Consider the following 23,591-nt stretch of genomic DNA (forward strand, 5'->3'; position numbering starts at 1 on the left):
CCTCTGCCCCCGCCTGGGACCGCTCCCGGCGACAGGTTGTGCACCCAGAACGACAGGTTCTGCAGGACGGCCAGGCGCGGCTCCCGGGGTGCGCTTCAGTGGTCTCGCTGGGACCCGACGACTGTGGTGGGGCCCGACAGTCGATGACGACACGCGTGCGTCAGGCACGCGCAAGGAGAGGGAAGGTCGATGAAGACTACGACGACGGCACCACGTCGCCACCGCACGACGAAGGGCATCCAGGGGGCAGCGGCGCTCACCGGTCTGGCGATGCTCGCGATCGCCGGGTGCTCCGGCAGCACCCCGGCGGACGGCACGACCGAGGGCGCCACGGGCACCTTCACGACGCGTGAGGTCACCGACGGGAAGACCACCTTCACCGTCGTCACCAACCCGGGCGACGGCCCTGTCCTCTCCTACGGCGCAGACAGCGGGATCGAGATCCTCTCCGAGGAGGTCGACGGCTCGACCCTCGCCTTCAAGGACATGAACGCCAACGGGACCCTCGACACGTGGGAGGACTGGCGCGAGGACGACAGCATCCGCGCCGCCGCGCTCGCCGAGGAGCTCTCGGTCGAGCAGATCGCCGGGCTCATGCTCTTCAGCTCCCACGAGCGCTCGCCCGCCGACGGCATCACCGACGCGCAGAAGACGTACATGGAAGAGTCACGCCTGCGCAACGTGCTCAACGCCGGCCCCAACGACGTCGAGGCCAACGTCACGTGGTCCAACCAGCTCCAGGCGCACGCCGAGTCGCTGATCACCGAGGACGAGCCCTACGTCCCGGTCAACTTCAGCTCTGACCCGCGCTCGACCGCGGAGAGCGGCGGCAGCTACAACGCCTCGGGCGACATCTCGCGCTGGCCCTCGAACCTCGGCCTCGCCTCGACCTTCGACGTCGCGCAGGTCAGCGCCTTCGCGCAGATGTCCTCCGCGGAGTACCGCGCGCTCGGCATCACCACGGCGCTCAGCCCGCAGATCGACCTCGCGACCGAGCCGCGCTGGCTCCGGGTCGACGGGACCTTCGGTGAGAACGTCGAGCTCACGAGCGAGATGGCTGCGGCCCTCGTCGACGGGCTGCAGAGCTCGCCCGAGACCGACGGCTGGGGCTCGGAGTCTGTCGCCGCGATGATCAAGCACTGGGCCGGCGACGGCCCCGGTGAGGGCGGCCGCGAGTCGCACACCTCGGTCGGCAAGTACGGCGTGTACCCGGGCGACAACTTCGACGCGCACACCGAGGCCTTCCTCGGTGCTGTCGACTCCGCGGCCGTCATGACCGCCTACTCGATCGCCCTCGACGGCGACGGCGAGCCGCTGTTCGGCGAGCGCGTCGGCAGCGCCTACGACTCGGTCCGCACGGGCCTCCTGCGCGAGAGCTTCGACGGCGTGGTCGTCACCGACTGGGCCGTCACGGCCGGCGGCAGCACCGACCCTGACGCGATGATCGGCACCTCGTGGGGAGCCGACGACATGACCGTCGCCGAGCGCCACTACGCGGTCCTCAAGAACGACGTCGACATGTTCGGCGGCAACAACGCCGTCGAGCCCGTGCTCGAGGCCTACGACATGTGGCAGGCCGACTTCGAGGCCGGGACCAACGACGTGGACGCCGACACCCGGTTCCGCGAGTCCGGCACCCGCATCCTCACGATGCTGTTCCAGCCTGGCCTCTACGAGAACGCCTTCCTCGACCTCGAGGAGTCCGAGGCCGTCCTCGCCTCCGAGGACAAGGTGGCTGCCGGCTACGCGGCCCAGCTCGCCTCGACGGTGATGCTCAAGAACGACGGCGAGACCGTCGCCGCCTCCGACGTCGAGTCGTGGAAGGACAAGACCGTCTATATCCCGCGGTCCTACGACACCGGCTTCGACGGCACCTTCGGACCCGGCGAGTACGTCGAGGGTCCTGGTCTGGACGTCGAGACCGCCGAGCAGTACTTCGGCACCGTCGTCACGGACGAGGCTGTCGAGGACGCCGACGGCGTGGTCACCAGCTACACGGCTCCTGACCTCACCGACGTCGACCTCGTCCTGGTCGGCATGACCAGCCCGAACAACGGCAGCAACTTCACGAGCGCAGGGCAGGACGCCGAGACCGGCGCCTGGTACCCGCTGTCCCTGCAATACCGCCCGTACACGGCGGACGGCGAGAACGTCCGTGAGGTCTCGATCTCGGGTGACATCCTCCCGGACGGCACGCAGGAGAACCGCTCCTACCTCGGCGCGACGTCACGGATCGCGAACGAGTCCGCCCTCGACTCCTTCGAGCGGGCGACGGCTGCGGTCGAGGCCAGCGGCAAGGACATCCCGGTGATCACGCTGCTCAAGGCGAAGAACCCGACGGTCCCGACCGAGTTCGAGGCCGCCTCCGACGCGATCCTCGTCGGCTTCGGCATCAGCGACCAGGCGCTCATCGAGGTCGCCCTCGGTCTGCACGAGCCCCAGGGCCGTCTGCCGATCGGCTTCCCGGCGTCGATGGACGCCGTCGAGGCGCAGCTCGAAGACGTCGGCGAAGACACCGAGCCCTACGTCGACTCGGCCGGCAACGCCTACGAGTTCGGCTTCGGTCTGAGCTACTCGGGCCCGATCGCCGACTGAACCAGAGCACGAGCCCGGGTGGTCGGCGGCGCAGGCCGCCGGCCACCCGGGGACCGGCCCGGCAGGCGCGACCAGCGCCCGCAGGTACCGGGACGCACGACAGGCAGCGGGGCAGGCCCGCCGCCACACCTCACCTCACAGGAGAAGACATGAAGCGGAACACGATGCTCACCAGGAGCCTCGGTCTGGCCATCGCCGTCACGGCGACCTTCGGGCTCGCCGCGTGCGGCAGCGACGACAGCAGCTCGAGCGACTCCTCGGCGAGCGCCACGACAGCAGCAGCCGACGGAGGGTCGGACACCGCAGCAGCGGACGTCGACGTCGCCGAAGACCTCGAGGCCGCCCGCACGGCCGTCGCCGACGCGCTCGCCGAGGACGACTCCTGGGGTCAGATCATGCTGGCGAGCGACGTCAAGGCGCCGACCGTCAAGTACGGCATGCTCGTCGTGCCGTACACCCCCTCGGACGCCGCCTCGCGCGTGCAGGGCACCGTGACGATCACCGACGGCGCGTACACGATCGACGCCGACTCCGCCGCGACCGGCGAGACCTGGGTGATCGACCAGGACGGCACCATCACTGCTGCCGAGTAGCAGCAGCGCCCGGTCCTCAGGCCGGGCACCCCGCGGGACGCCGGGCCTCCGGCGCACCGCAGCACCACCCGATCGCAAGGCAGCGGTGAGCAGCGAGCATCCCACCCCCTGACCTGATCACCGCTCGCACCCGAGGGAGAACGCAGTGAACGCCAAGGCGAAGAATGCCGATCGCGCGAAGACGCCGATGTCGAACAAGAAGTACCTGGGGATCTGGGTCCCCGTGCTGGCCACGGTGACCGTCGTGACCGTGGTGGCCAACGTGGGGCTCAACGTCGCCGGCGGCTGGGTCGCGTCCCAGCTCGGGTCTGGGACCTACACCTTCACGAACGCCGAGAAGTCTGCTGAGTGGGACACCGACTACTACACGTCAGACTTCGCCTCGATCGACGAGGTCGACGAGGCCGCCAAGTCCCTCGTCGAGGAGATCGCGGCCTCGGGCATCGTCCTGGCCAAGAACGAGGCTGGCGCGCTGCCCCTCGCGGCGTCCTCGAAGGTCACGATGCTCGGCCGCGCGGCGGCCGACCCGGTCTTCGGCGGCTCCGGCTCCGGCTCGGTCGACACGAACTCTGCCGTCACCGCGCGCGGTGGGCTCGAGAACGCGGGCCTCACGGTCAACGACACGGTCTTCGGCGTCATCAGCACCTTCGCCGAGGAGAACCCTCGCGGGCACATCGAGATGGACAACCCCGAGGCGTCGACGTACACCGTCGGCGAGCTCCCGGTGACCTCCTACGAGGCGCAGGCGGGCTCCTTCGCGGAGAACCCTGACGCGGGGATCATCTTCATCGGCCGACCCGGCGGTGAGGGCGGCGACCTCACGCAGGACATGGTCGCCGAGGGCGAGACCGCCGAGCCCGGTGAGCACCAGCTCGAGCTCAACGCCGACGAGCGCGACCTCGTCGAGCTCGCCAAGGACAGCTTCGACACCGTGGTCGTCGTGGTCAACGCCTCGACGACCCTCGAGATGGGCGCCCTCCAGGACGACCCCGAGATCGACGCGATCCTGCTCGCCGGCTCACCCGGCGCGACGGGCTTCAACGCCCTCGGTCGGGTCATCACCGGTGACGTGAACCCCTCGGGCCGCACGGCCGACCTCTGGGCCGCCGACTTCACGGCCGACCCGACCTTCGCGAACTTCGGCGAGTTCGTCTACGACAACATCGAGGCGTCCTTCCCCGTCGCCGCGATCGAGACCGCCACCTCCAACGCGACCGTCACCCCGGACGCGCCCTTCGTCAACTACGCCGAGGGCATCTACGTCGGGTACCGCTACTACGAGACGGCCGCGGCCGAGGGCTTCCTCGACTACGACGAGGCCGTCGTCTACCCCTTCGGCTACGGCCTGAGCTATTCCGACTTCACGTGGGAGCTGGTGGGCAGCGAGGCCGGTGCCGTGGACGGGACGATCTCCGCGACGGTCGAGGTCACCAACACCGGTGACGTCGCCGGCAAGGACGTCGTCGAGCTGTACTACTCCGCGCCCTACACCCCCGGCGGCATCGAGAAGTCTGACGTCGTGCTCGGCGGCTTCGCCAAGACCGGGCTCCTCGAGCCCGGCGCGAGCGAGACCGTGACCCTCGAGATCGCCGTCGAGGACATGGCCTCCTACGACCACCTCGGCGAGCAGGCCTACGTCCTCGAGGCCGGCGACTACGCGCTCACACTGCGCACCGACTCGCACACCGTGGCGCCCGGGACCGAGCCGATCACGTACACGGTCGACTCCGACGTCGTGTACTCCGGCGAGGACCACAGGTCGACCGACCTCTCCGAGGTCACCAACCGCTTCGACGACGTCTCGGCGCAGTTCACCACCGAGCCTGAAGAGGGCAAGGTCCTCTCGATGTCGCGGGCCGACTTCGCCGGGACCTTCCCGACGGCGCCGACCCCGGACCTCTTCGTCGCGAGCGACGCGACGGTCGAGGACTTCAAGCCCTGGGACCACGAGGCACAGGCTGCTGCCTTCGACGGTGAGGACCCGACGACGGACGCAGCCACCGAGACGGCGCTCGTCGACCTCCGCGGTCTGCCGAAGGACGACCCCGCCTGGGACTCGCTCCTCGACTCGCTCTCGACAGGCGACATGACCGACATGCTGCTCAACGGCGCGTACCAGACGGCCGCGATCGGCTCGATCGCCAAGCCGGCGACCGTCGAGCCCGACGGCCCCGCCGGGCTGTCCTCCTTCATCAACTCCTCGATCAACGGTGTCGCCTACCCGTCGCAGGTGCTCATCGCCCAGACCTGGGACGTCGAGCTCGGCTCCGCGATGGGCACGATGATCGGCAACGAGGTGCTCCAGAAGGACCTCAACGGCTGGTACGCCCCCGCGGTCAACCTGCACCGCTCGCCCTTCGGCGGACGCAACTTCGAGTACTACTCCGAGGACCCGCTGCTGTCCGGCGCGCTCGCGACAGCCGTGTCGAACGGCGCAGCGAGCAAGGGCGTCTACACGATGCTCAAGCACTTCGCGCTCAACGAGCAGGAGACCAACCGCGTCAACAACGGCATCGCGACGTGGGCGACCGAGCAGACGATCCGCGAGGTCTACCTCAAGCCCTTCGAGATGGTCGTCAAGGACACCTCGATGCCGGTGCGCTACATCTCCGACGACGAGGGCACGATCGCCGAGACGACCATCGGCGCCGGCGGGATCATGAGCTCCTTCAACCGGATCGGCGCCGTGTGGGCCGGTGGCTCCGAGGCGCTCATGACGGACGTGCTGCGCGGGGAGTGGGGCTTCGAGGGCTTCGCCATCTCGGACTTCAACCTCTACCCGTACATGAACCCGAACCAGAGCATCAGTGCCGGCACGGACCTCACGCTGACCTTCCAGCCGTCGAAGTCCCTCGCCGACACGGAGTCCGCCAAGGCCCGGACCGACATCCGGGAGGCGACCCACAACATCCTGTTCACGGTCACCAACTCCAACGCGATGAACGGGATCGCCCCCGGCGCGACCGTCGACTACACGCCGCCCACCTGGGTCTACGTCCAGATCGGCGCGAGCATCCTGCTCGGGCTGCTCGTGGCCGGCGGCATCTTCATGGTGACGCGCCGGGTCCGGCGTCACCGCGGGGCTGACAGCTCCGTGGTCGCGACCGAGTCGCACGACGAGCACGTCTCCGCCTGACGACGAGTCGTCGCCCCGCGTCAGGCAGGTGGTCTCCACCGCCTGCCTGACGCGGACCCGGACCGGGCCCCTGGACGGAGCCCTGTCCCAGACCGGGCTCACGAGGTGCTGGGCCGCCCTGCCCAGCACCCGCCGGACGCCCACACCAGGACACACGAAGGAAGCAGCAGGTCATGACGGCAGAACTCACGGTCCTCGAGAAGGCCGCGCTCCTCAGCGGGAAGAACGTGTGGGAGACCCGCGCGGTCCCGCGGGCGGGGATCCGCTCGCTGTTCCTCGCGGACGGACCGCACGGCGTCCGCAAGCAGCTGGGCTCCTCGGACCACCTCGGTCTGCACGCCTCGCAGCAGGCCACCTGCTTCCCGACGGCCGCGACGATCGCGAACAGCTGGGACCCCGAGCTCGCCGAGGAGATCGGCCGGGCGCTCGGAGCCGAGGCCGCCCACCAGGAGGTCGACGTGCTGCTCGGCCCGGGGCTCAACATCAAGCGGAGCCCGCTCGGCGGCCGGAGCTTCGAGTACTTCTCCGAGGACCCGATCCTCTCCGGGAAGCTTGCCGCAGGCTACGTCCGTGGCATCCAGTCCCAGGGTGTCGCGGCCTGCCCCAAGCACTTCGCGGCCAACAGCCAAGAGCTGCGCCGCATGGTCAACGACTCCGTCGTCGACGAGCGCACCCTCCGCGAGATCTACCTCACAGGCTTCGAGATCGTCGTCGAGGAGTCCGCGCCGCGCGCGATCATGTCCGCGTACAACCTGGTCAACGGCGTCTACGCCAACGAGAACCCCCACCTGCTGCAGTCGATCCTGCGCGACGAGTGGGGCTTCACAGGAGCCGTGGTGACCGACTGGGGCGGCTCGAACGACATCGTCGAGGGCGTGCGCGCAGGCAGCACCCTCGAGATGCCGGCCGCGGGCCTCGACTCGGCGCGGCAGCTGGTCGCGGCGGTCGAGGACGGCCGTCTGCCGCTCGCCGACCTCGACGCACGCGTCGCCGAGCTCCGCACCCTCGTGGCCGAGTCCCGCACACCGGGGACCGCTGCCCCGGTCGACCAGGACGCCCACCACGCCTTGGCGCGTCGGGCCGCAGCCCGCAGTGCCGTCCTCCTCAAGAACGACGACGCGCGGCTCCCGCTCGCGGCAGGCACCCGGGTCGCCGTGATCGGCGACTTCGCGCAGACCCCGCGCTACCAGGGGGCGGGCTCGTCGGCGGTGAACCCCACGCGGCTCGACAGCATCCTCGACACGATCGACGGCAGCGGCCTGACGACGACGGGCTTCGCGCAGGGCTTCCGGCGGGGCAGCGCGCCCGACGCCGACCTCGTGGCCGAGGCCGTCGCGGCAGCCCGCAGAGCCGACGTCGTCCTGCTCTTCCTCGGTCTCGACGAGATCGCCGAGTCCGAAGGGCTCGACAGGACGCACCTGCGGCTGCCCGACGCCCAGACCCAGCTGCTCGCAGCCGTCTCGGAGGCCAACCCCGAGGTGGTCGTCGTGCTGAGCGCCGGAGGTGTCGTCGAGATGCCGTGGGCCGGGTCGTGCCGTGCGCTCGTCCACGGGTACCTGGCCGGGCAGGCCGGGGCCGGTGCGCTCCTCGACGTCCTCACCGGGGTCGTCGACCCGTCGGGTCGGCTCGCGGAGACCGTGCCGCTCTCGCTCGCCGACACCCCGACAGCCCTGACCTTCCCCGGGACCGAGCGCACAGCCGAGTACCGCGAGGGCCTCTACGTCGGCTACAGGTACTACACGACGGCCGACGTCCCCGTGGCCTTCCCCTTCGGCTTCGGGCTCTCGTACACGAGCTTCGAGCACAGCGACCTCGTGGTGTCCCAGGACAGCGTGCAGGTCACGGTCCGCAACACCGGCGAGCGCGACGGCGCCGACGTCGTCCAGGTCTACGTCCGGCGGGACTCCGCAGGGGTGCACAGGCCCGACCGTGAGCTCAAGGCCTTCGCCCGTGCCGAGGTCGCCGCGGGGGAGAGCGTGGTCGTGACGATCCCGCTCGACGCCAAGGCCTTCCGCCACTACGACGTCGAGTCGGGCGCATGGCAGGTCGAGCAGGGCGAGTACACGGTGCTCGTCGGCGCGCACGTCGACGACCTCAGGCTCTCCGCGCCGCTGACCGTCCGCGGCACGAAGCCCGCAGGACAGCCGGACCCGGCGCTGCCCGGCTACGTCTCGGGCCGGGTGCAGTCTGTGCCCGACGCCGAGTTCGCCGCGCTGCTCGGGAGGCCTCTGCCGCAGGCCCGCTGGACCGGCGAGCTCGGTCCCAACGACGCCCTCGGACGGATGGGGACCGCGCGCAGCCCGCTCGCGCGCCTCGCCCACAGGGTCCTGACCTGGCAGCTGCGGCGCAGCGAGAAGAAGGGCACGCCCGACCTCAACACGCTCTTCCTGCTCAACATGCCCTTCCGGGCGATCGGGAAGATGACCAACGGCTGGGTGAGCACCGAGATGGTCGACGGCATCGTCCGCGTCGTCAACGGCCACCTGCTGACCGGCGGGGCGGCCACGGTGCGCGGCCTCGTCCGCAACCTGCGCGCCAACCGTCGGACCGCCCGCGCGCTGCGCGACGCGTCCTGACCGCGCACCCCCCACCGCTACCCGAGCACCGACCGAAGAGAGAACGAACATCATGGTCACGCGCCTCAAGGCCGCCTGGAGCCGATTTGCCGAAGCCCGACCGGGCGTCGCGCAGTTCGTCGTGTTCTTCGCGCTGAGCAACGGGGTCACCGCCCTCCAGCTCGCGCTCATGCCCCTCGTCAAGTGGGCCTTCAGCCACACCGCCCTCATCGACACCGCGTTCCAGCACTGGCAGATCGGGTCGAACACCGACGGCTCGGCGTACTACGTCTTCGACTACGCCGCGGGCGCCCTGCCGCTCGGCGGGGGCGGTCTGGCATACTTCCTCGCGGTCCAGATCACCATCCTCGTGGCGCAGGTCATCAACTTCTTCGCCCAGCGGAGCATCACCTTCAAGTCGAGCAGCAGCATCGGCCGGGCGGCGTTCTGGTACCTCGTGGCGTACGTCCTCATCACCATCGGTGCCGCGGCCCTCCAGGGCCTGTACAAGGCGCCGATCTACGACCTGCTCATCGACACCTGGGGGCTCGGTGGGACGGGGGAGACGCTCGCCGACTTCGTCACCGTCATCATCAACAGCGCGATCTCCTTCTGGGTCTTCTTCCCGATCTTCAAGGTGATCTTCAAGAGCGACCCCGTCTCCGGGGCCGCCGCTGAGCCGAGCGAGCAGAAGGCATGAGCACCCAGGCGCACGTCCCCACCCACACCCGGCACGACGTGCCGGTGTCCCGTCGACGGGGTGCGACGGCCGGGCCCCGGACGGGGGTGTCCGTCGCGCCTGGCTCCAGGGTCGAGGTCCTCGCCCCGGTCCCCGAGCCGCTGCTGTCGGTCGTGGTCCCGAGCTACAACTCGCAGGACTACCTGGACAGGTGCCTCGACACTCTCGTGGGCGCCGGGTCTGAGCTGGAGATCATCGTCGTCGACGACGGCTCGACCGACGGGACCGCAGCCCTCGCGCAGACCTACGTCGACAGGTTCCCCGGTGCGGTGGTGCTCGTGAGCAAGCCGAACGGCGGGCACGGCTCCGCCATCAACACCGGGCTGGCGCGGGCGCGGGGTCGGTACCTCAAGGTCGTCGACAGCGACGACTGGGTCGACGAGGCGGCGCTCGCCCAGGTCCTCGACACGCTCCGCGGCTTCGCGACGTCAGGGTCGGACGTCGACCTCGTGGTGTCGAACTTCGTCTACGAGAAGGTCGGCAAGCGGCGCAAGGTCGCGGTCCGCTACCGCAACGCCCTGCCGCGCGGCCGGGTGTTCTCCTGGTCGCAGACGCGGCGGTTCCGCAAGCGCCAGTACCTGCTCATGCACTCGATGATCTACCGCACAGGCCTGCTGCGCGAGGTCGGCCTCGAGCTCCCCGAGCACACCTTCTACGTCGACAACCTCTACGCCTTCGTGCCGCTGGCACGCGTGCGGTCGGCGTACTACCTCGACGTCGACCTCTACAGGTACTTCATCGGCCGCGAGGACCAGTCGGTCCACGAGTCCGTGATGCTCCGGCGCCTCGACCAGCAGCTGCGGGTCAACTGGATGATGCTGCGCCACCTGCGGTCGACCGAGGTCGAGGACAAGCGGATGCGCGACTACAGGCTGCACTACGTGCGGATCATCTGCGCGGTGTCGTCGATTTTGCTCGTCCGGTCCGGGACCCGCGCCTCGCTCGCGGAGAAGGACCAGCTGTGGGGCGAGATCCGCCGCGAGGATCCCTGGCTCTACCGACGCCTGCGCTGGAGCGCCATCGGCCAGCTCACCAACCTCCCCGGCCCGGCCGGCCGTCGTGTCTCCGTCCTGGCGTACAGGGTCGCCCAGCGGGTGGTCGGCTTCAGCTGACCGCAGGTGGTCGACCGTGGTTGTCCACCCCCTCTTGTCTGGCCATTCAACCCAGGGCTAGAATCGTGGCGTGAAGCCGCAGAAGACCCGCGACGTCATGAAGCACCTGCGGAACGCGGGGTGGGTCTTCCTCAGGGACGGACAAGGCAGCCACGAGGTCTGGGGGCTTCCTGACGGCTCGGCGAAGATCGTAATCCCTGCTGGGCACAAGGAAGTGTCGGCGGGAGTCTTGCAGCAGCTGAGGCGCGCAGGCGTGTCGCTCCCCGAGTCGTGGCAGTAGAGAGGTCGGTCGATGGACAAGGCAACGTACGCCGTCGAGGTCGTCCGTGACGGACGCTGGTGGGTCTTCGAGATCCCCGAGCTGGGGACGGGCGGGCAGGCGACGAGTCTGTCGGAGGTCGAGCACGAGGCGCAGGGGGTCGCGGCGATGTGGCTGGACGTGCCGCCGGAGTCGATCTCTGTGGACGTCTCGGTGCGGACGCCGGAGAGCGTCTTGGCGGAGTGGAGGCAGGCCGCCCTGGACGAGGAGCAGGCGCGAGTGGCGCAGGTGCAGGCTGCCGCACGGCGACGCGCCGCGGTCGACGCGCTCCTCGAGCAGGGGTGGACCGTGATCGACACGAGCTACGTCCTCGGTATCAGCAAGCAACGCGTCTATCAGCTCAGCACTGTCAGGGACCGTGAGAGGTCGAGCGCACCACGCCGTCGCGCCGCTGGCTGAGTACTGACGCCTGAAGCCTCAGTCCGCCGAGGAGTCACCACCAGCCTGCCCACGCAGGACTGATGTCCCCATGGGCGGGTGAGGCCTGAGGCGGCAGACTGGGCGCACCGCTCCCCACGGCAGGTGGGGCGCCCGGCAGGAGGTCTCCGTGAGCAAGCCGTCACGACCGGCGCCGACAGCACCGGCAGTACCGCCCGGCTCGACCGTCCCGGACGACCGGCCGACGAGCGCCCTGCGTCAGGCGGCGCTGCGGCTCGCGACGTCCGCGGTGACGACAGCCTTCAGGGTCTACCGCATCCACCCGGCGATCTGGCGGTTCACCGCCCGCAACTACCACCCGGCGATGGAGCGCTTCGCGCGGCTCAACGCCTGGATGATCTGCCAGCACGCGTACCTCGACGTCCCCGCGTACACGCGATACGTCGAGGAGGGCGGGTTCAGGTTCCGCTGGTGGGACCTCACGAGCTACCGCCCGACCTCCAAGCACGACTACGTGGACCGCTACCCCGAGGACCAGCGTTGCTGGCACGGTGTCATCGAGACCGTCGGGACCGTCGTCGACGAGTCGAGCGGTTCGTCGGGCACGCCCTACAACTGGATGCGGTCGAAGCGTGAGCTCAACACCGTGCACAAGAACGTCGCCGGCTACATCACCCAGCTCTTCGGCACGCAGCGGCTCTTCGCCATCAACGCCTTCTCGATGGGGGCCTGGGCCACGGGCACCAACACCGGCATCGCGATGTCCAAGATCGCGATGGTCAAGAACACCGGCCCGGAGATCGACAAGATCGTCGACACCCTCCGGCACTTCGGGCCCCGGTACACCTACCTGGTGAGCGCCTACCCGCCGTTCCTCAAGCACCTGCGCGACCGCCTCGACGCCGAGGGATTCGACTGGGACCGCTACGACCTCAACGGCTTCGTCGGCGGCGAGGCGCTCACCGAAGGGCTGCGCGACTACCTCGAAGAGCGCTTCGGGCGCGTGTACTCCGGCTACGGTGCCTCCGACCTGACGATCGGGATGGCCGGGGAGAGCGACCTGTCGGTGTGGCTGCGGCGCGCGCTGCTGACCAACGACAGGCTGCGCACCGAGATCCTCGGCGAGGACGAGCACCGCACGCCGATGATCTTCCAGTACAACCCCCTCGAGACCTACCTCGAGACCACCGCCGACGACGAGCTGCTCGTCACGCTCAACTCCTCGGACATCATGAGCCCCAAGCTCCGCTACGACATCGGCGACGAGGCGAAGATCGTCACCTTCCCCGAGATGCGCGCGGCCGTGCTCCGCGAGCCCGGCGGGGAGCGGTCACGTCTTGCTCTGGCCTTCGAGCGGGTCTTCGCGGCCCAGCGGATGAAGCTGCCCTTCGTGCTGCTCTTCGGCCGCAAGGACTCGACCATCTCGTACATGGGCGCCAACATCTACCCGCTCGACGTCGAGAACGGCCTCTACCTCGACAACCCGCACGCCGCGGACATCGAGTCCTTCCGCCTCGCCCTCGTCGACGTGGGCGAGCACGAGCAGCGCCCGGTGATCCACCTCCAGCTCCGCGCCGACGCCCACCTCGACGACGCCGGACGCGCCGAGCTGGCCGAGCGCTCGGCTGCCGGTGTCCTCACCCACCTCGCCGCGGTGTCGCGGGACATCGCCCAGTCCCTCGAGGAAGACCCGACCGCCGCCGACGTGCGCATCGAGGTCCATGCGCACGGCACCGGGCCCTTCGAGGGCGAGAGCACCAAGATCAAGAACGTCTACCTCGTCGACGAGTCCGACCGGAGCCCGGGCTCCGCCGGTGCGGTGCCAGCCGCGGCTGTCGACGACTCCCGCGAGCGCTGATGCGGACCACTGACTTCTCCCGAGCGCCACGGCAGGCGCGCGCCGCGGCGATGGTCGTCGCCGAGGTGGCCGAAGTGGCCGAGCTTGCTGACGCGCCTGACGTGCCTGACGCGAGGGCGTCGGGTGGCAGCGGCACCAGCGGCACCAGCGGCACCAGCGGCACCAGCGGCACCGGCGGCGCTAGCGCCGACGTGCGCCGGGCAGCCCGCTCCTGGGCGCGCCGAGCCCGCCGGACCTCGGCCACCGTCGACGGCGCCGTCTGGCAGACCGCCTACAGGCTGCGCGAACCCGAGCGGGTCCGTGGCGTCATCGCCTACCTGGAGACAGCAGAGCAGGCGCTCGCGCTCGCGGAGGCGCTCGCGGCGGACGGCCGGGGAGCGACGGTCCGCACCCGTGTCCTGGTCGCGGAGGAGTCCGGGTACTCCAACGGCGTGTGGCGCGCGGAGGGGCCGACGATGGCGCACGTCGAGCGCTTCACGCCTGTCACCCGCGAGGTCGAGCGCGGGGTCGAGCCGCCGCTCGTCGCCGACCCTCGCGTCACCGCGCGAGGCGCGAGCAGCCGACGAGGCGGCCGTGCAGGTCGCAGGCCTCGGGGGCCTGTGCGAGCACCCGGGTCACCGGTCGACGCGCACGCGATGTTCATCGGTGCTACCCGGTACCGCGGGCTGCGCTCGTGGCTGGTCCTCTCACGTGAGTGGTTCCCCATGGTCGCGAAGATGCGTCGCATGCACGGGTACCTGTGGCACGCCGTGTACTGGGAGGCGCCGTTCACGCTCGGCACGCTCGCGTTCTTCGAGACGCGCGACGACCTGCTGGTCTTCGCGCGGCTGCCCGAGCACCGTCGCCTCATGCAGTGGATCACCCGGGGTACCCGCAACGGGACGGGCGGGTACATCCGGCTGCACGTCGCCGCTGAGCCCGGTGGCGCCACGGATGGGGGCGACCGGGTGGACGTGCACCGCCCGGTCGACGACCGCGGCGCCCCGGACACGCACGGCACGGCGGACGAGCACCCGGGCGGAGCTTCCTCGTGAGGGTCGAGACGGTCCGGACCCGGCGCCAGCTGCGGGAGTTCCTCGACCTGCCCGGACGGCTGCACCCCCGGGACCTCGCCGTCCCGCTCCTCGCCTCGACGGTCGAGTCGTGGTGGCGCGGGACGAGCCCGCACCCCGGCCCGGTCGAGCTGCTGCTCGTCCGCGATGCGTCGGGGACCGTCGTCGGACGCTCGACCGCGCACACCGACACCCGTCTCGACGTTCGGCTCGGCGTGCGCTCGCTGCTCTTCGGGGCGACCGAGATCGCCGACGACGCCGCGGCCGCCGAGCTTGTCGCCGCCCTCGACGAGAGGGCTCGCGCCGCCGGCGCCGAGCAGCTCTTCGGTCCGGTGTCCCTCCTGCCGAACCAGGCGGGCGGGGTCATCACCTCGGGCTTCGACGAGCGCGGCTTCGTCGAGTCCGCGTGGAACCCGCAGTGGTACCCGGGCATGTACGAGGCCCTCGGCTTCGAGCGGTGGGGGGAGTCCGACACGTGGGTGGTCGACATCCCCGCACCGGGTGCCGCGCTCGCCGGCGACGGAGCGAGTGCTGGTCCTGGGGAGAGCAGCACGGCCGCAAGGAGGCCGACACCCGACGAGTGGTCGCGCGCCGGCCTGACGCTCGAGCACGGCACCCGGCGGAAGGTCCGGCACCTGGTGCCCGAGCTGCTCACCCTCCTCAACTCGTCCTTCGCCCAGCTGCCGTACTACACGCAGATCACCCCCGAGGAGATGGCTGCGGCGACCGACGGCCTGTCCTTCCTGCTTGACGAGAGGCTCCTGCTGCTCGCGCGGGACGCCGGGTCGGGTGAGGCTGTGGGCTTCGTGCTCGTCATCCCTGACATCACGCGGTTCCTCCAACGCCGCGGCGGCAGGCTCGGCCCGCTGCGCCAGCTGCAGCTGCTCGCGACCCGCGGCCGGTACCGCGAAGAGGCCGTGCTCGTGGTGCAAGGCACCGAGCCCGCCCGGCAGGGGCACGGCGTGCTGTCGCTGCTCACCCGTGAGCTGCACGCCAACCTCGCCGCCGGCGGGTACACGCGGCTGCGCAGCACCTACGTGGGCCGTGACAACCCCGGCTCTGCACGAGCCTTCGCCCGGATGGGCGGACGACCGCTGCACGGGTACACCTTCTACACCCGGGGCGTCGTCCCCTCGACCGCCCGACCGGACAGAGGACTCACATGACCGACCGCGCCCACGCCGACCGCCGCAGCACCGACGAACCCGTGGATGGTCGAGCGGTCCCCGACGCCCTGGACGCCCGGCTCGCAGGCTACGTCCGGGCCGCCGGCCGTGCCCCGTCCGCGCACAACACGCAGCCGTGGGCGCCGCGCGTCGTCGACGGAGCCGTCGAGGTGTCGGTGGTCCCGAGCCGCACGCTGCCCGCGGGCGACCCGACGTTCCGGGACCTGCTGCTGTCTCTCGGAGCCTGGGTCGAGAGCCTCGCCGTCGTCGCGGCCGCGGACGGGCTCGTCGTCTCGGTCGAGCCGCTGCCGGCGCTGTGCCTGCTCGAAGACCTCCCGGTCGAGGGTCCGGCCGACCCTGGGCTGCCGGTGCTGCGGCTGACGTTCACCGATGCCGACGTCCATGCCCATGCCTCTGCCGGAGGCGTCACCCCGGGCCTGACGACCACCGACGGCTTCACAGCGGCGCACGTCCGTGACCGGCGCGTGTTCCGTGGGACGCTCCTGCCAGCCCCGGACGTCTGGCGCGACTCCCCGCGGCTACCTGCCTGGTTGCGTCTGCTCGAGGTCGACGACCCCGCGATGCGACAGCTCGTCCGCCTCGGCACCGCGTACACGGCGTCGCGACCTACCGTCGCTGCCGAGCTGGTCCGGTGGCTGCGCCTGAGCCCAGACCACCCCCGCTACGCGCTCGACGGCATGACCGACCAGATGCTGGCCCTGCCCGCACCTGTCGCGCGTCTGGCCGCGCCCTTCACCCGGCGCCCCGCGCTGCACGACCCGCTGGTCGCCATGGCTGGGATGGTCGGCCGCGCGGTCGAAGGGCTCGGCCGCGGCCGCCCGCTGCCACGACGTCCTGAGGACCAGTCCGACGTCAGGGTCCGTCATCTCGTGCTCGTCGCGGACCCCGGGGCTCGTGCCGGCACCGCTGGCGTCAGCGGTGCCGGACGCGCCCCCGTGATGCAGCCTGTCGAGAGCCGCATCGGTATCCCCGAGGACGCAGCCGTCGAGGCCGGTCGGGCGCTCCAGCGCCTCTGGCTGCACGCCCACGTCGAAGGACTCGTCGTCGCACCGCACTCGGAGGTCGTCGACTCACCCGCCGCCCACGGTGCTCTCCGCCGTCGGCTCGGCCTGCGACGGTCCGAGGTCGCACTCTCCGTGTTCAGCACGGGGATCGCGAGCGGTCCGGTGGCACGGTCACCGAGGCTCGACGGAGCCTGACCTCGCGAGAGGGGGCTCCCCGGGCCGGGTGCTGGGACGAGGACTTCGACCGCATGCTCCTCGCCTTCGGCGAGCACGTCCGGAGCGGCACCACGCTCGACGAGACGTCGCTCTCACGTGTCGACAGAGCCCTCGGCAGACTCCGTGGAGGCTGCTTCGACAGGGCCGCTGTCGACGTGCTGACCGAGGAGTCCGTGCGCTGGGTGCTGCGCAACCCCGACCGTGTCCCTCTGCCCACGCCGGAGTACCGGCGCTGACGGCGCGCGGCCGCCCTCAGGCGAGCAGTTGCGTCGGGACCTGCTCCTCGACCGTCGTGCCGTCCGCGCCACGCCGCACCCGCCAGGCTGATGCCCCCTCCTTCTCCGTGACGGCCTCGGCCAGCTCGGTGCCGCGGTAGACGAGGCCCGCACCGTCGTCGGTGCAGTGCGCCTCGGAGAAGGTGCCGTCGGCGACGAGCCGGTGGATCAGCGGACGGCGTCCGTCCTCGGAGTCGTGGTGGACGCTGTTGCCGTAGGGGAGGAACCCGAGCGCGTCGGTGACCGGGGCGAGCTCCGGCCCGAAGGAGTCTGTCGTCCCACCCTGGAACCAGCAGAGCGAGCCCGCCGAGATCCCGGCCAGCACAACCCCTTCCTGCCAGAGCGTGCGGAAGATCTCGGGCAGCCCGTGCGCCCGCCACACGGCCAGCAGGTTGACCACCGACCCGCCGTTGACCCACACGACGTCGAAGCCCCGGAGGTAGGACTCCACGTCGTCGACGTTCGGTTGCGAGAACAGCGACAGGTGCTGCAGCTCGTACCCGGAGTCGCGCGCGGCCTCGTCCATGTCTCGCTGGAAGCGCGCGTCGTCCCCCGACGCCGTCCCGACGACGCAGATGCGCGCGCGCTGGCCGTCGACCACGCCCCTCTCGGAGGCGAGGTCGACGGCCAGCGCCATCATCGGGCCGAAGGTGAAGCGCAGACGAGGGTGCGGGACGAACCCGGCACTCGTCGCGAGGATCGTCGGACACGAAGCAGTCATGCCTGCACGGTATCGGGAGTGGAGGGCCCGACCGAGATGCGTGTCCTCGACGCTCCAGTTCCTTCGGGGGCCTCCGTCGCCTCCAGGGCCTCCGGGGTCAGGCCGGTGGCACGATGGTGATCTCGTCGAGCGACGGAGGTCTGACGACTGCCATGCCTGCCATGCCCTCCAGGAGATCGCTGAGCCGGGTCGGGTGTGGGTCGACGGGCCAGTCGCGGGGTCCGCTCGGCCCGAAGACGGAGAGCCCCCTGCTCGTCCCGCTCGAGTGCCGCAGGGTGCCCCAGATCCCCTGGAAGCCGGAGTCGAAGAAGGCGTGCGCCCAGGCGCGAGGGGTGTCGTACGGGCGCATGACGACCAGCTCCGGGACGACCCGATGACGAGGGCCGTGCTCGCGATGCCACTGGGTGCCGACCGCGACCATGCGTGCGGGAAAGGCTGTCAGGTCCACGTCGGGGTCGGGCGGCTGCTGGGTCGAGGCGGCACGCGGCACTCCTGTCACGGAGAGCTCCACCGCGTGACGGTCTCCCGCGCGAGCTCGCGTGCAGCCCCGACGTCGTGGCCGGCGCGGACCCAGGCGGCGGGGGTCGTGCCGTCGAGGTCCGCTGCGGGAACTGTGAACCAGGACGCGATGGACCAGGCGTCGATCCCTGACCCCTTGAACTCTGCGAGGGTCGCCTTGATGCCCGGGTGGACGTCACGCCCGTCGAACTGGAAGACGGGGTAGACCATCGGGCCGCCCGCCGTGAGTGCGCCGAGCAGCGTGCCCCGCTTGACGCGGTCCGAGACTGCAGCCTTGCTGGAACCGAAGAGCACCCTGACGGCAGCCGTGTCGTAGAACGGCCCGATCTGGCGAGCCCAGGGATGCTCGCTGCTCCGGGGGATCACCGCCGCCATCTGGTGGGCGAGATCGATCGGCGAGCCGAGCGTCGACACGTCGACGGTCCGCAGCCGTGCCTCGAGCTGCGCACTGATCTCGTCGACCACCTGCTGGTGGTAGGTCTGCTCCGTCGCCATCGCTGCTCCTGTCAAGGCCGTCAAGGTGTCCATGAGCGACGCTACCACCGTCAAGGGCGTCAAGGCCTCCCGCTCAGATGCCTGTGGACAGCTTTCCTACTCTCGACGTCCCGCGGGCCCGGCCTCGATCGCTCCCGGCTCCGGTGCGGCCTCGATGGCCTCGACCGCGGCGGTCTCGCCGGTGAGCGCGGGCTCGGAACTGGTCTTCGCAGGCTCGGTCACGGAGTCGTCCTGCGCCTCGACGTACCACTCCGTGAGCGCGGGGTCGTCGGTGTCGAGCCACGCCCCGGCGCCCTCCTCGGCCGGGACCACGTCCGACCCGAAAACGAAGTCGTCGCCGTGGTCCTCGATCGCGCGGCGCACACCCTGGTCGATCGCGGTCTTCGCGTAGCGGTTGCGGAGCATGTACGGGTCGTTGCGGAGGTCCTTGGCCCACGCGACCATGACCCCGACGACCACGACCGCGAAGGGCAGCGCCGAGACCACCATGATCGCCTGGAGCCCGGAGAGCGCGTCCTGGCCGCCGGCGAGCAGCAGCGAGCAGGCCACGAGCCCGAGAGCCACGCCCCACATGATCGTCACGCGCTTGGACGGCAGCGGCTTCCCGTTCTGGCTGAGCGACGCCATGACGATCGACGCAGAGTCGGCCGACGTGACGAAGAAGATGATGATCGAGACCATCGCGATCACCGACAGCACCCCGCCGAAGGGCAGGTTGCCGAGGACCTCGAAGAGCATGGCCTCGGGGCTGCCCGCCTCGCTGATGCCGTCGCCGCGGGACTCCATCCACATCGACGTGCCGCCGACGATCGTGAACCACACGAGGCAGACGGCCGAGGGGACCATGATGACGACGGTGACGAACTGACGCAGCGTCCGCCCGCGCGAGATCCGGGCGATGAAGAGCCCCACGAACGGGGTCCACGACACCCACCACGCCCAGTAGTACGTGGTCCACGCCGACATGAACGCGGCAGCGTCCTCGCCCTGGTCGGGGTTGCGGGCCAGCATCGTGCCGAGCTCGTCGACGAAGGCGACTCCAGCCGAGGGCAGGAGGTTGAGCAAGAACACCGTCGGTCCCACCACGAAGACGAACAGCGCGAGCGCCCCCGCGAGTGCCATGTTGACGTTCGAGAGGGCCCGGATGCCGCGCTTGACCCCGGAGACCGCGGAAAGGACGAAGAGTGCGGTGAGCCCGGCGATGAGCCCCACGAGGAACCCGTTGCCGACGGGTCCGGCGCCCGAGACCACCTGGAAGCCGCGGCTGATCTGCAGGACTCCGATGCCGAGCGACACCGCGGTGCCGAAGAGCGTCACGATGATCGCGAAGATGTCGATGGTCGCGCCGAGGGGGTTGCGGCGTCCGGGGCCGAAGACCGGCTCGAAGATCGCGGAGATCAACGGGGGCCGTCCGCGCCTGTACGAGCTGTACGCGATGGCGCCGCCCACGAGGGCGTACATGGCCCAGGCGACCGGGCCCCAGTGGAGCATGGTCTGCGCGAGCGCTGTCTGCATGGCGTCGGCGCTGCCCGGGGCGTCGTCGAAGCCGTGCGGCGGCTCGAGGAAGTACGTGAGCGGCTCGTACGGTCCGTAGAACAGCAGCCCGATGCCGATGCCCGCCGAGAAGAGCATCGCGATCCAGCTGATCATCGAGAACTCGGGCTTCTCGTCGTCTTCGCCGAGCGTGATGCCAGCAGTGGGGCCGTAGCCCACGACGAGCATGAAAATCGCGACGACGATCGCGAGGCTGCCGAACAGCCAGCTGAAGTTGGCCATGACCCAGGCGAGCGCCGTGGTGCCGGTGTCGGAGAGCGACCCCGGGGCCGCGAAGCCCCAGACGACCACCGCCGCCGTGAGGGCCCCGGCGACCGCGAGGACCGTCCGGTTGATGCTGAAGGAACGACCCGTCTTGTCGACACCGATGCCGGGGATGAGCGCCGGGTGCACGGGCTCGTCGCGGGTCTTGGTGCGCAGGGTGCGGGTCATGCTCTTGGCGCGGTCGAGGGGGCCGCCCGTCGGGCCTCGGCCCTGACGGTGCTCCTCGGGCGGGGTGTGGTCCGTCGGTGACGCAGGGGGCTTCCGTGACTGACGCATGGGGGAGTGGTCCGTCCTGGCAGATCGTGACGTGGCCCTCGGTGGCGGGCCACGTCGTGAGGTCCCCGCACCGTCGACGGTGAGTCATGGCGCGGGCACAAAGGAGTAAAAGATACTCCAGGCTCACGAGTGCCGCGAGGCGAGAGGCAGACCGAGCAACCTACGCGCGGCGAGCCGGCGGTGCTCCGCCACGTGGTCTCGGCGCTGCCGAGGGGCGGGCCCGCCGCCGTGGGGGTGGGCCCGCCCCTCCGAGGTGATCCCCGCGGCGTCAGCCCTGGTCGCCGCCGAGCCGCAGCATGACCTTGCTGCTCCCGGACGTCCTGTCGGCCGCGGTCCGCAGCGCCTCGCCCGCGTCCTCGATGCCGAAGGTGTGGGTCATCAGCGGGTCGACGTCGAGGCCGTCGGCGAGCGCGAGGATCGCGTCGTCGACCTCTTCGGAGAACCTGTACGACCCGATCCACGTGAGCTCGCGGGTGACGAGGTCGCCGAGGGTGACCTCGGCGGCGGTCCCGGGCAGGTTGCCGACCTGGACGACGGTCCCGCCCTTCGCGGTCGCGCGCAGCACGGCCCCGATCGCGGCCGGTGCACCGGAGGCCTCGAAGACGAGCTCGACGTCCTCGGGCAGCGTGCCTGTCGTCAGGTCGACCGTCGAGTCCGCGCCCATCGCGCGGGCGACCTCGAGGGAGGCCGGGGCGAGGTCGGCGGCGATCACGTGGGCCGCCCCGGCGTGCTTCGCGGCGGCCACGACGAGGGACCCGATGGGGCCCGCCCCGTTGACCAGCACGGTCCGACCGGTGAGGCTCGGTGCCCGGCCGACAGCGTGCAGCGCGACGGCGAGCGGCTCGGCGAGAGCACCACGGCGGGTGGAGACCGAGTCGGGCAGCGGTCGGACCTGCTCCGCCCGGACGGCGCGGAGCTCGCTGAAGCCGCCGTCGGTGTGCGGGTCGAAGGCCGCCGAGCCGAAGTACCGCACCTGGGGGTAGAGGTTCGTGCGTCCGGCGAGGCGCTCGGGCATGATCCCGTCGCCGACCAGCTGGGCGGGCTGGAAGGTGACAGCCTGCCCGGTCTCGAGCCCGCGCACACCCTGACCCAGGGCGGTGATGCGCCCGGCGACCTCGTGGCCGAGGACCATCGGGTGGCGGAGCTCAGCCGTGCCCGACCTGCCGTGCTTCCAGTACGCGAGGTCGGAGCCGCAGATGCCGCCCCACTCCATCGCGACGACCACCTCGCCCGGGCCCGCGACGGGGTCGGCGACCTCGTCGACGCGCAGGTCTCCGGCGCCGTGGACGACGACGGCCCTCATGCTGCGTCCTCGAGCAGGACGAGGTCGCGGCCCTGGACCTCGGGGGAGACGATCGCGGAGATCAGCGTGATGCCCGAGTACGCGACGAGCATCGCGGCGATGGGCCACCAGGACCCTGTCGCGGCGGTGAGCGTCGCGGCGAGCAGCGGGCCGATCGCCGTCGCGAGGATGCCGCCGATCTCCTTGGCGAGGGCGAGCTGGGTGAACCGGGTGCGGGCGCCGAACAGCTCGGCCATCGTCACGGACTCGAGGGAGAACAGACCGAGGACCGCGAGGTTGTGCAGCAGGATCATCGAGATGGTCACCGCGACCGTGTGCCCCTGGGCGATGAGGTGCATGAGCGGGAAGGCGAGGATGCCCGAGATCACGGTGAGCGCCATGTAGACCGGGCGGCGACCGACACGGTCGCTGATGAGCCCGACGAGGGGGACCGTCGCGAAGCCGACAGCCGAGCTGATGAGCAGGGCGTTGGTCGCGATGCTGCGGTCGAGCAGCAGGGTCGTGGCGAGGAAGCCGACGAGGAAGGTCTGGATGAGGCCCGAGTTGCCGGCCTGGCCGAAGCGCAGACCGAGCGCGATGAAGAAGGCCTTGCCCTTGCGCTGCTTGAGCGCCGCGTCCAGGACGCTCTTCTCCTCGCTCGTCGCGGCCTGGGCGGCGATCTCCTCGCGGCTGAGGGCGACACCGTCTTCGTCGAGGTCGGCGCGGTCTTCGAAGACCGGGCTCTCCTTGAGGTTCCGGCGGATCCAGACCGCGAGGATCATGAGGAAGAAGCTCAGCAGGAACGGCAGGCGCCAGCCCCACGAGAGCAGCTGCTCCTCGGAGAGCACCGCGATGAGGATGGCCCACAGGCCCGTCGCGGCCAGCGTCCCGGAGTTGGTGCCGAGGCTCACGAGGGAGGCGATGACACCGCGGCGCTTGGCGGGGGCGTACTCGGCGAGCATGGTCGTCGCGCCGGCGATCTCGGCACCGGCGCCGAAGCCCTGGACGAGCCGCAGGACCACGAGCAGCGCCGGGGCGGCGATGCCGATCTGCGCGTAGGTGGGCAGGACGCCGATGAGGGTGGTCGACGCACCCATGAGTGCGATGGTGATGAAGAGGACCTGCTTGCGCCCGATGCGGTCACCCATGCGACCGAAGTACACGGCGCCGACGAGGCGTGCGACGTAGCCGACCCCGTAGGTGCCCATCGCGGCGATGAGGCCGATCGCCGGGCTGACGTCGGGGAAGAAGATCTCGTTGAAGACGATCGCTGCGGCCAGGGAGTACAGCTGGAAGTCCATGAACTCCATGGCTGTGCCGAGCCAGCCGGAGACGGCGGCGCGCTTGAGGTCACCCGTCGTGCGGGTCACGGGTCCGGGCTTCTCGGTCGTGGGCTTGTCGTGCGTCATCGTGTGCTCCTTTGCTCCGCGTGGGCGGAACGATGCTGCGCAGGGGGGTCCG

Annotated in this window: 19 protein-coding genes; 13 read left to right on the plus strand and 6 right to left on the minus strand. The window is 70.6% G+C overall.

The annotated features are described in order from the left end of the window. Positions 1-189: 189 nt before the first annotated feature. The 13 genes from HZZ10_RS16560 (at position 190) to HZZ10_RS16620 (ending at position 16,980) form a co-directional block, all read left to right on the plus strand. Complete coding sequence (locus HZZ10_RS16560) at positions 190-2,595, plus strand: glycoside hydrolase family 3 protein (protein ID WP_179914349.1); 2,406 nt, start codon at positions 190-192, stop codon at positions 2,593-2,595. A 149-nt stretch (positions 2,596-2,744) separates the two neighbouring features. Beyond that, entirely contained in the window at positions 2,745-3,188 is a 444-nt protein-coding gene (locus HZZ10_RS16565) for a hypothetical protein (RefSeq protein WP_056135222.1), read from the plus strand. Positions 3,189-3,333: 145 nt separating this feature from the next. After that, positions 3,334-6,324: a glycoside hydrolase family 3 C-terminal domain-containing protein gene (locus HZZ10_RS16570; RefSeq protein WP_308507606.1), complete on the plus strand. Its 2,991-nt coding sequence runs from the start codon at positions 3,334-3,336 to the stop codon at positions 6,322-6,324. Positions 6,325-6,497: 173 nt separating this feature from the next. Beyond that, positions 6,498-8,900, plus strand: a complete 2,403-nt coding sequence (locus HZZ10_RS16575) for a glycoside hydrolase family 3 C-terminal domain-containing protein (protein WP_179914350.1) — start codon at positions 6,498-6,500, stop codon at positions 8,898-8,900. A 52-nt stretch (positions 8,901-8,952) separates the two neighbouring features. Further along, positions 8,953-9,579, plus strand: coding sequence for a hypothetical protein (locus HZZ10_RS16580; protein WP_056135231.1), 627 nt, complete (start codon positions 8,953-8,955; stop codon positions 9,577-9,579). Beyond that, on the plus strand, positions 9,576-10,730 hold the full coding sequence (locus tag HZZ10_RS16585) for a glycosyltransferase family 2 protein (RefSeq protein WP_228087738.1): 1,155 nt from the start codon (positions 9,576-9,578) through the stop codon (positions 10,728-10,730). Before HZZ10_RS16580 ends, HZZ10_RS16585 begins: the two co-directional genes overlap by 4 nt. Before the next feature lie 70 nt (positions 10,731-10,800). Next, positions 10,801-11,010: a type II toxin-antitoxin system HicA family toxin gene (locus HZZ10_RS16590; RefSeq protein ID WP_179914351.1), complete on the plus strand. Its 210-nt coding sequence runs from the start codon at positions 10,801-10,803 to the stop codon at positions 11,008-11,010. 12 nt (positions 11,011-11,022) lie between these two features. Beyond that, positions 11,023-11,448, plus strand: coding sequence for an antitoxin HicB (locus HZZ10_RS16595; RefSeq protein WP_179914352.1), 426 nt, complete (start codon positions 11,023-11,025; stop codon positions 11,446-11,448). Between the two features lie 148 nt (positions 11,449-11,596). After that, a complete protein-coding gene (locus HZZ10_RS16600; protein WP_218928897.1) occupies positions 11,597-13,285 on the plus strand; it encodes a phenylacetate--CoA ligase family protein in 1,689 nt (562 codons plus the stop codon). Continuing rightward, positions 13,285-14,319 (plus strand): hypothetical protein, encoded by a 1,035-nt coding sequence (locus tag HZZ10_RS16605; protein WP_179914353.1) that lies wholly within the window; start codon positions 13,285-13,287, stop codon positions 14,317-14,319. Before HZZ10_RS16600 ends, HZZ10_RS16605 begins: the two co-directional genes overlap by 1 nt. Further along, positions 14,316-15,503: a GNAT family N-acetyltransferase gene (locus tag HZZ10_RS16610; protein WP_179914354.1), complete on the plus strand. Its 1,188-nt coding sequence runs from the start codon at positions 14,316-14,318 to the stop codon at positions 15,501-15,503. Before HZZ10_RS16605 ends, HZZ10_RS16610 begins: the two co-directional genes overlap by 4 nt. After that, on the plus strand, positions 15,500-16,723 hold the full coding sequence (locus HZZ10_RS16615) for a hypothetical protein (protein ID WP_179914355.1): 1,224 nt from the start codon (positions 15,500-15,502) through the stop codon (positions 16,721-16,723). The genes HZZ10_RS16610 and HZZ10_RS16615 overlap by 4 nt, the downstream gene beginning before the upstream one ends. A 53-nt stretch (positions 16,724-16,776) precedes the next feature. Further along, on the plus strand, positions 16,777-16,980 hold the full coding sequence (locus HZZ10_RS16620) for a hypothetical protein (RefSeq protein WP_179914356.1): 204 nt from the start codon (positions 16,777-16,779) through the stop codon (positions 16,978-16,980). Positions 16,981-16,996: 16 nt separating this feature from the next. Here HZZ10_RS16620 and HZZ10_RS16625 read toward each other — a convergent pair whose 3' ends face one another. The 6 genes from HZZ10_RS16625 to HZZ10_RS16650 form a co-directional block, all read right to left on the minus strand. Next, positions 16,997-17,740 (minus strand): Type 1 glutamine amidotransferase-like domain-containing protein, encoded by a 744-nt coding sequence (locus HZZ10_RS16625; protein ID WP_179914357.1) that lies wholly within the window; start codon positions 17,738-17,740, stop codon positions 16,997-16,999. A 97-nt stretch (positions 17,741-17,837) separates the two neighbouring features. Next, complete coding sequence (locus HZZ10_RS16630; protein ID WP_056135249.1) at positions 17,838-18,239, minus strand: hypothetical protein; 402 nt, start codon at positions 18,237-18,239, stop codon at positions 17,838-17,840. Beyond that, a complete protein-coding gene (locus HZZ10_RS16635) occupies positions 18,236-18,754 on the minus strand; it encodes a hypothetical protein (protein ID WP_056135252.1) in 519 nt (172 codons plus the stop codon). The genes HZZ10_RS16630 and HZZ10_RS16635 overlap by 4 nt, the downstream gene beginning before the upstream one ends. A 96-nt stretch (positions 18,755-18,850) precedes the next feature. Next, entirely contained in the window at positions 18,851-20,848 is a 1,998-nt protein-coding gene (locus HZZ10_RS16640; RefSeq protein WP_179914358.1) for a BCCT family transporter, read from the minus strand. Between the two features lie 268 nt (positions 20,849-21,116). Next, positions 21,117-22,151 carry an L-idonate 5-dehydrogenase gene (locus HZZ10_RS16645; RefSeq protein ID WP_179914359.1) on the minus strand — a complete coding sequence of 345 codons (1,035 nt, stop codon included), beginning with the start codon at positions 22,149-22,151 and terminating at the stop codon, positions 21,117-21,119. Beyond that, positions 22,148-23,539, minus strand: a complete 1,392-nt coding sequence (locus HZZ10_RS16650; RefSeq protein ID WP_179914360.1) for an MFS transporter — start codon at positions 23,537-23,539, stop codon at positions 22,148-22,150. The genes HZZ10_RS16645 and HZZ10_RS16650 overlap by 4 nt, the downstream gene beginning before the upstream one ends. Between the last annotated feature and the right edge of the window lie 52 nt (positions 23,540-23,591).

This window comes from Sanguibacter inulinus, from assembly GCF_013415325.1.
Taxonomy (GTDB): domain Bacteria; phylum Actinomycetota; class Actinomycetes; order Actinomycetales; family Cellulomonadaceae; genus Sanguibacter; species Sanguibacter inulinus.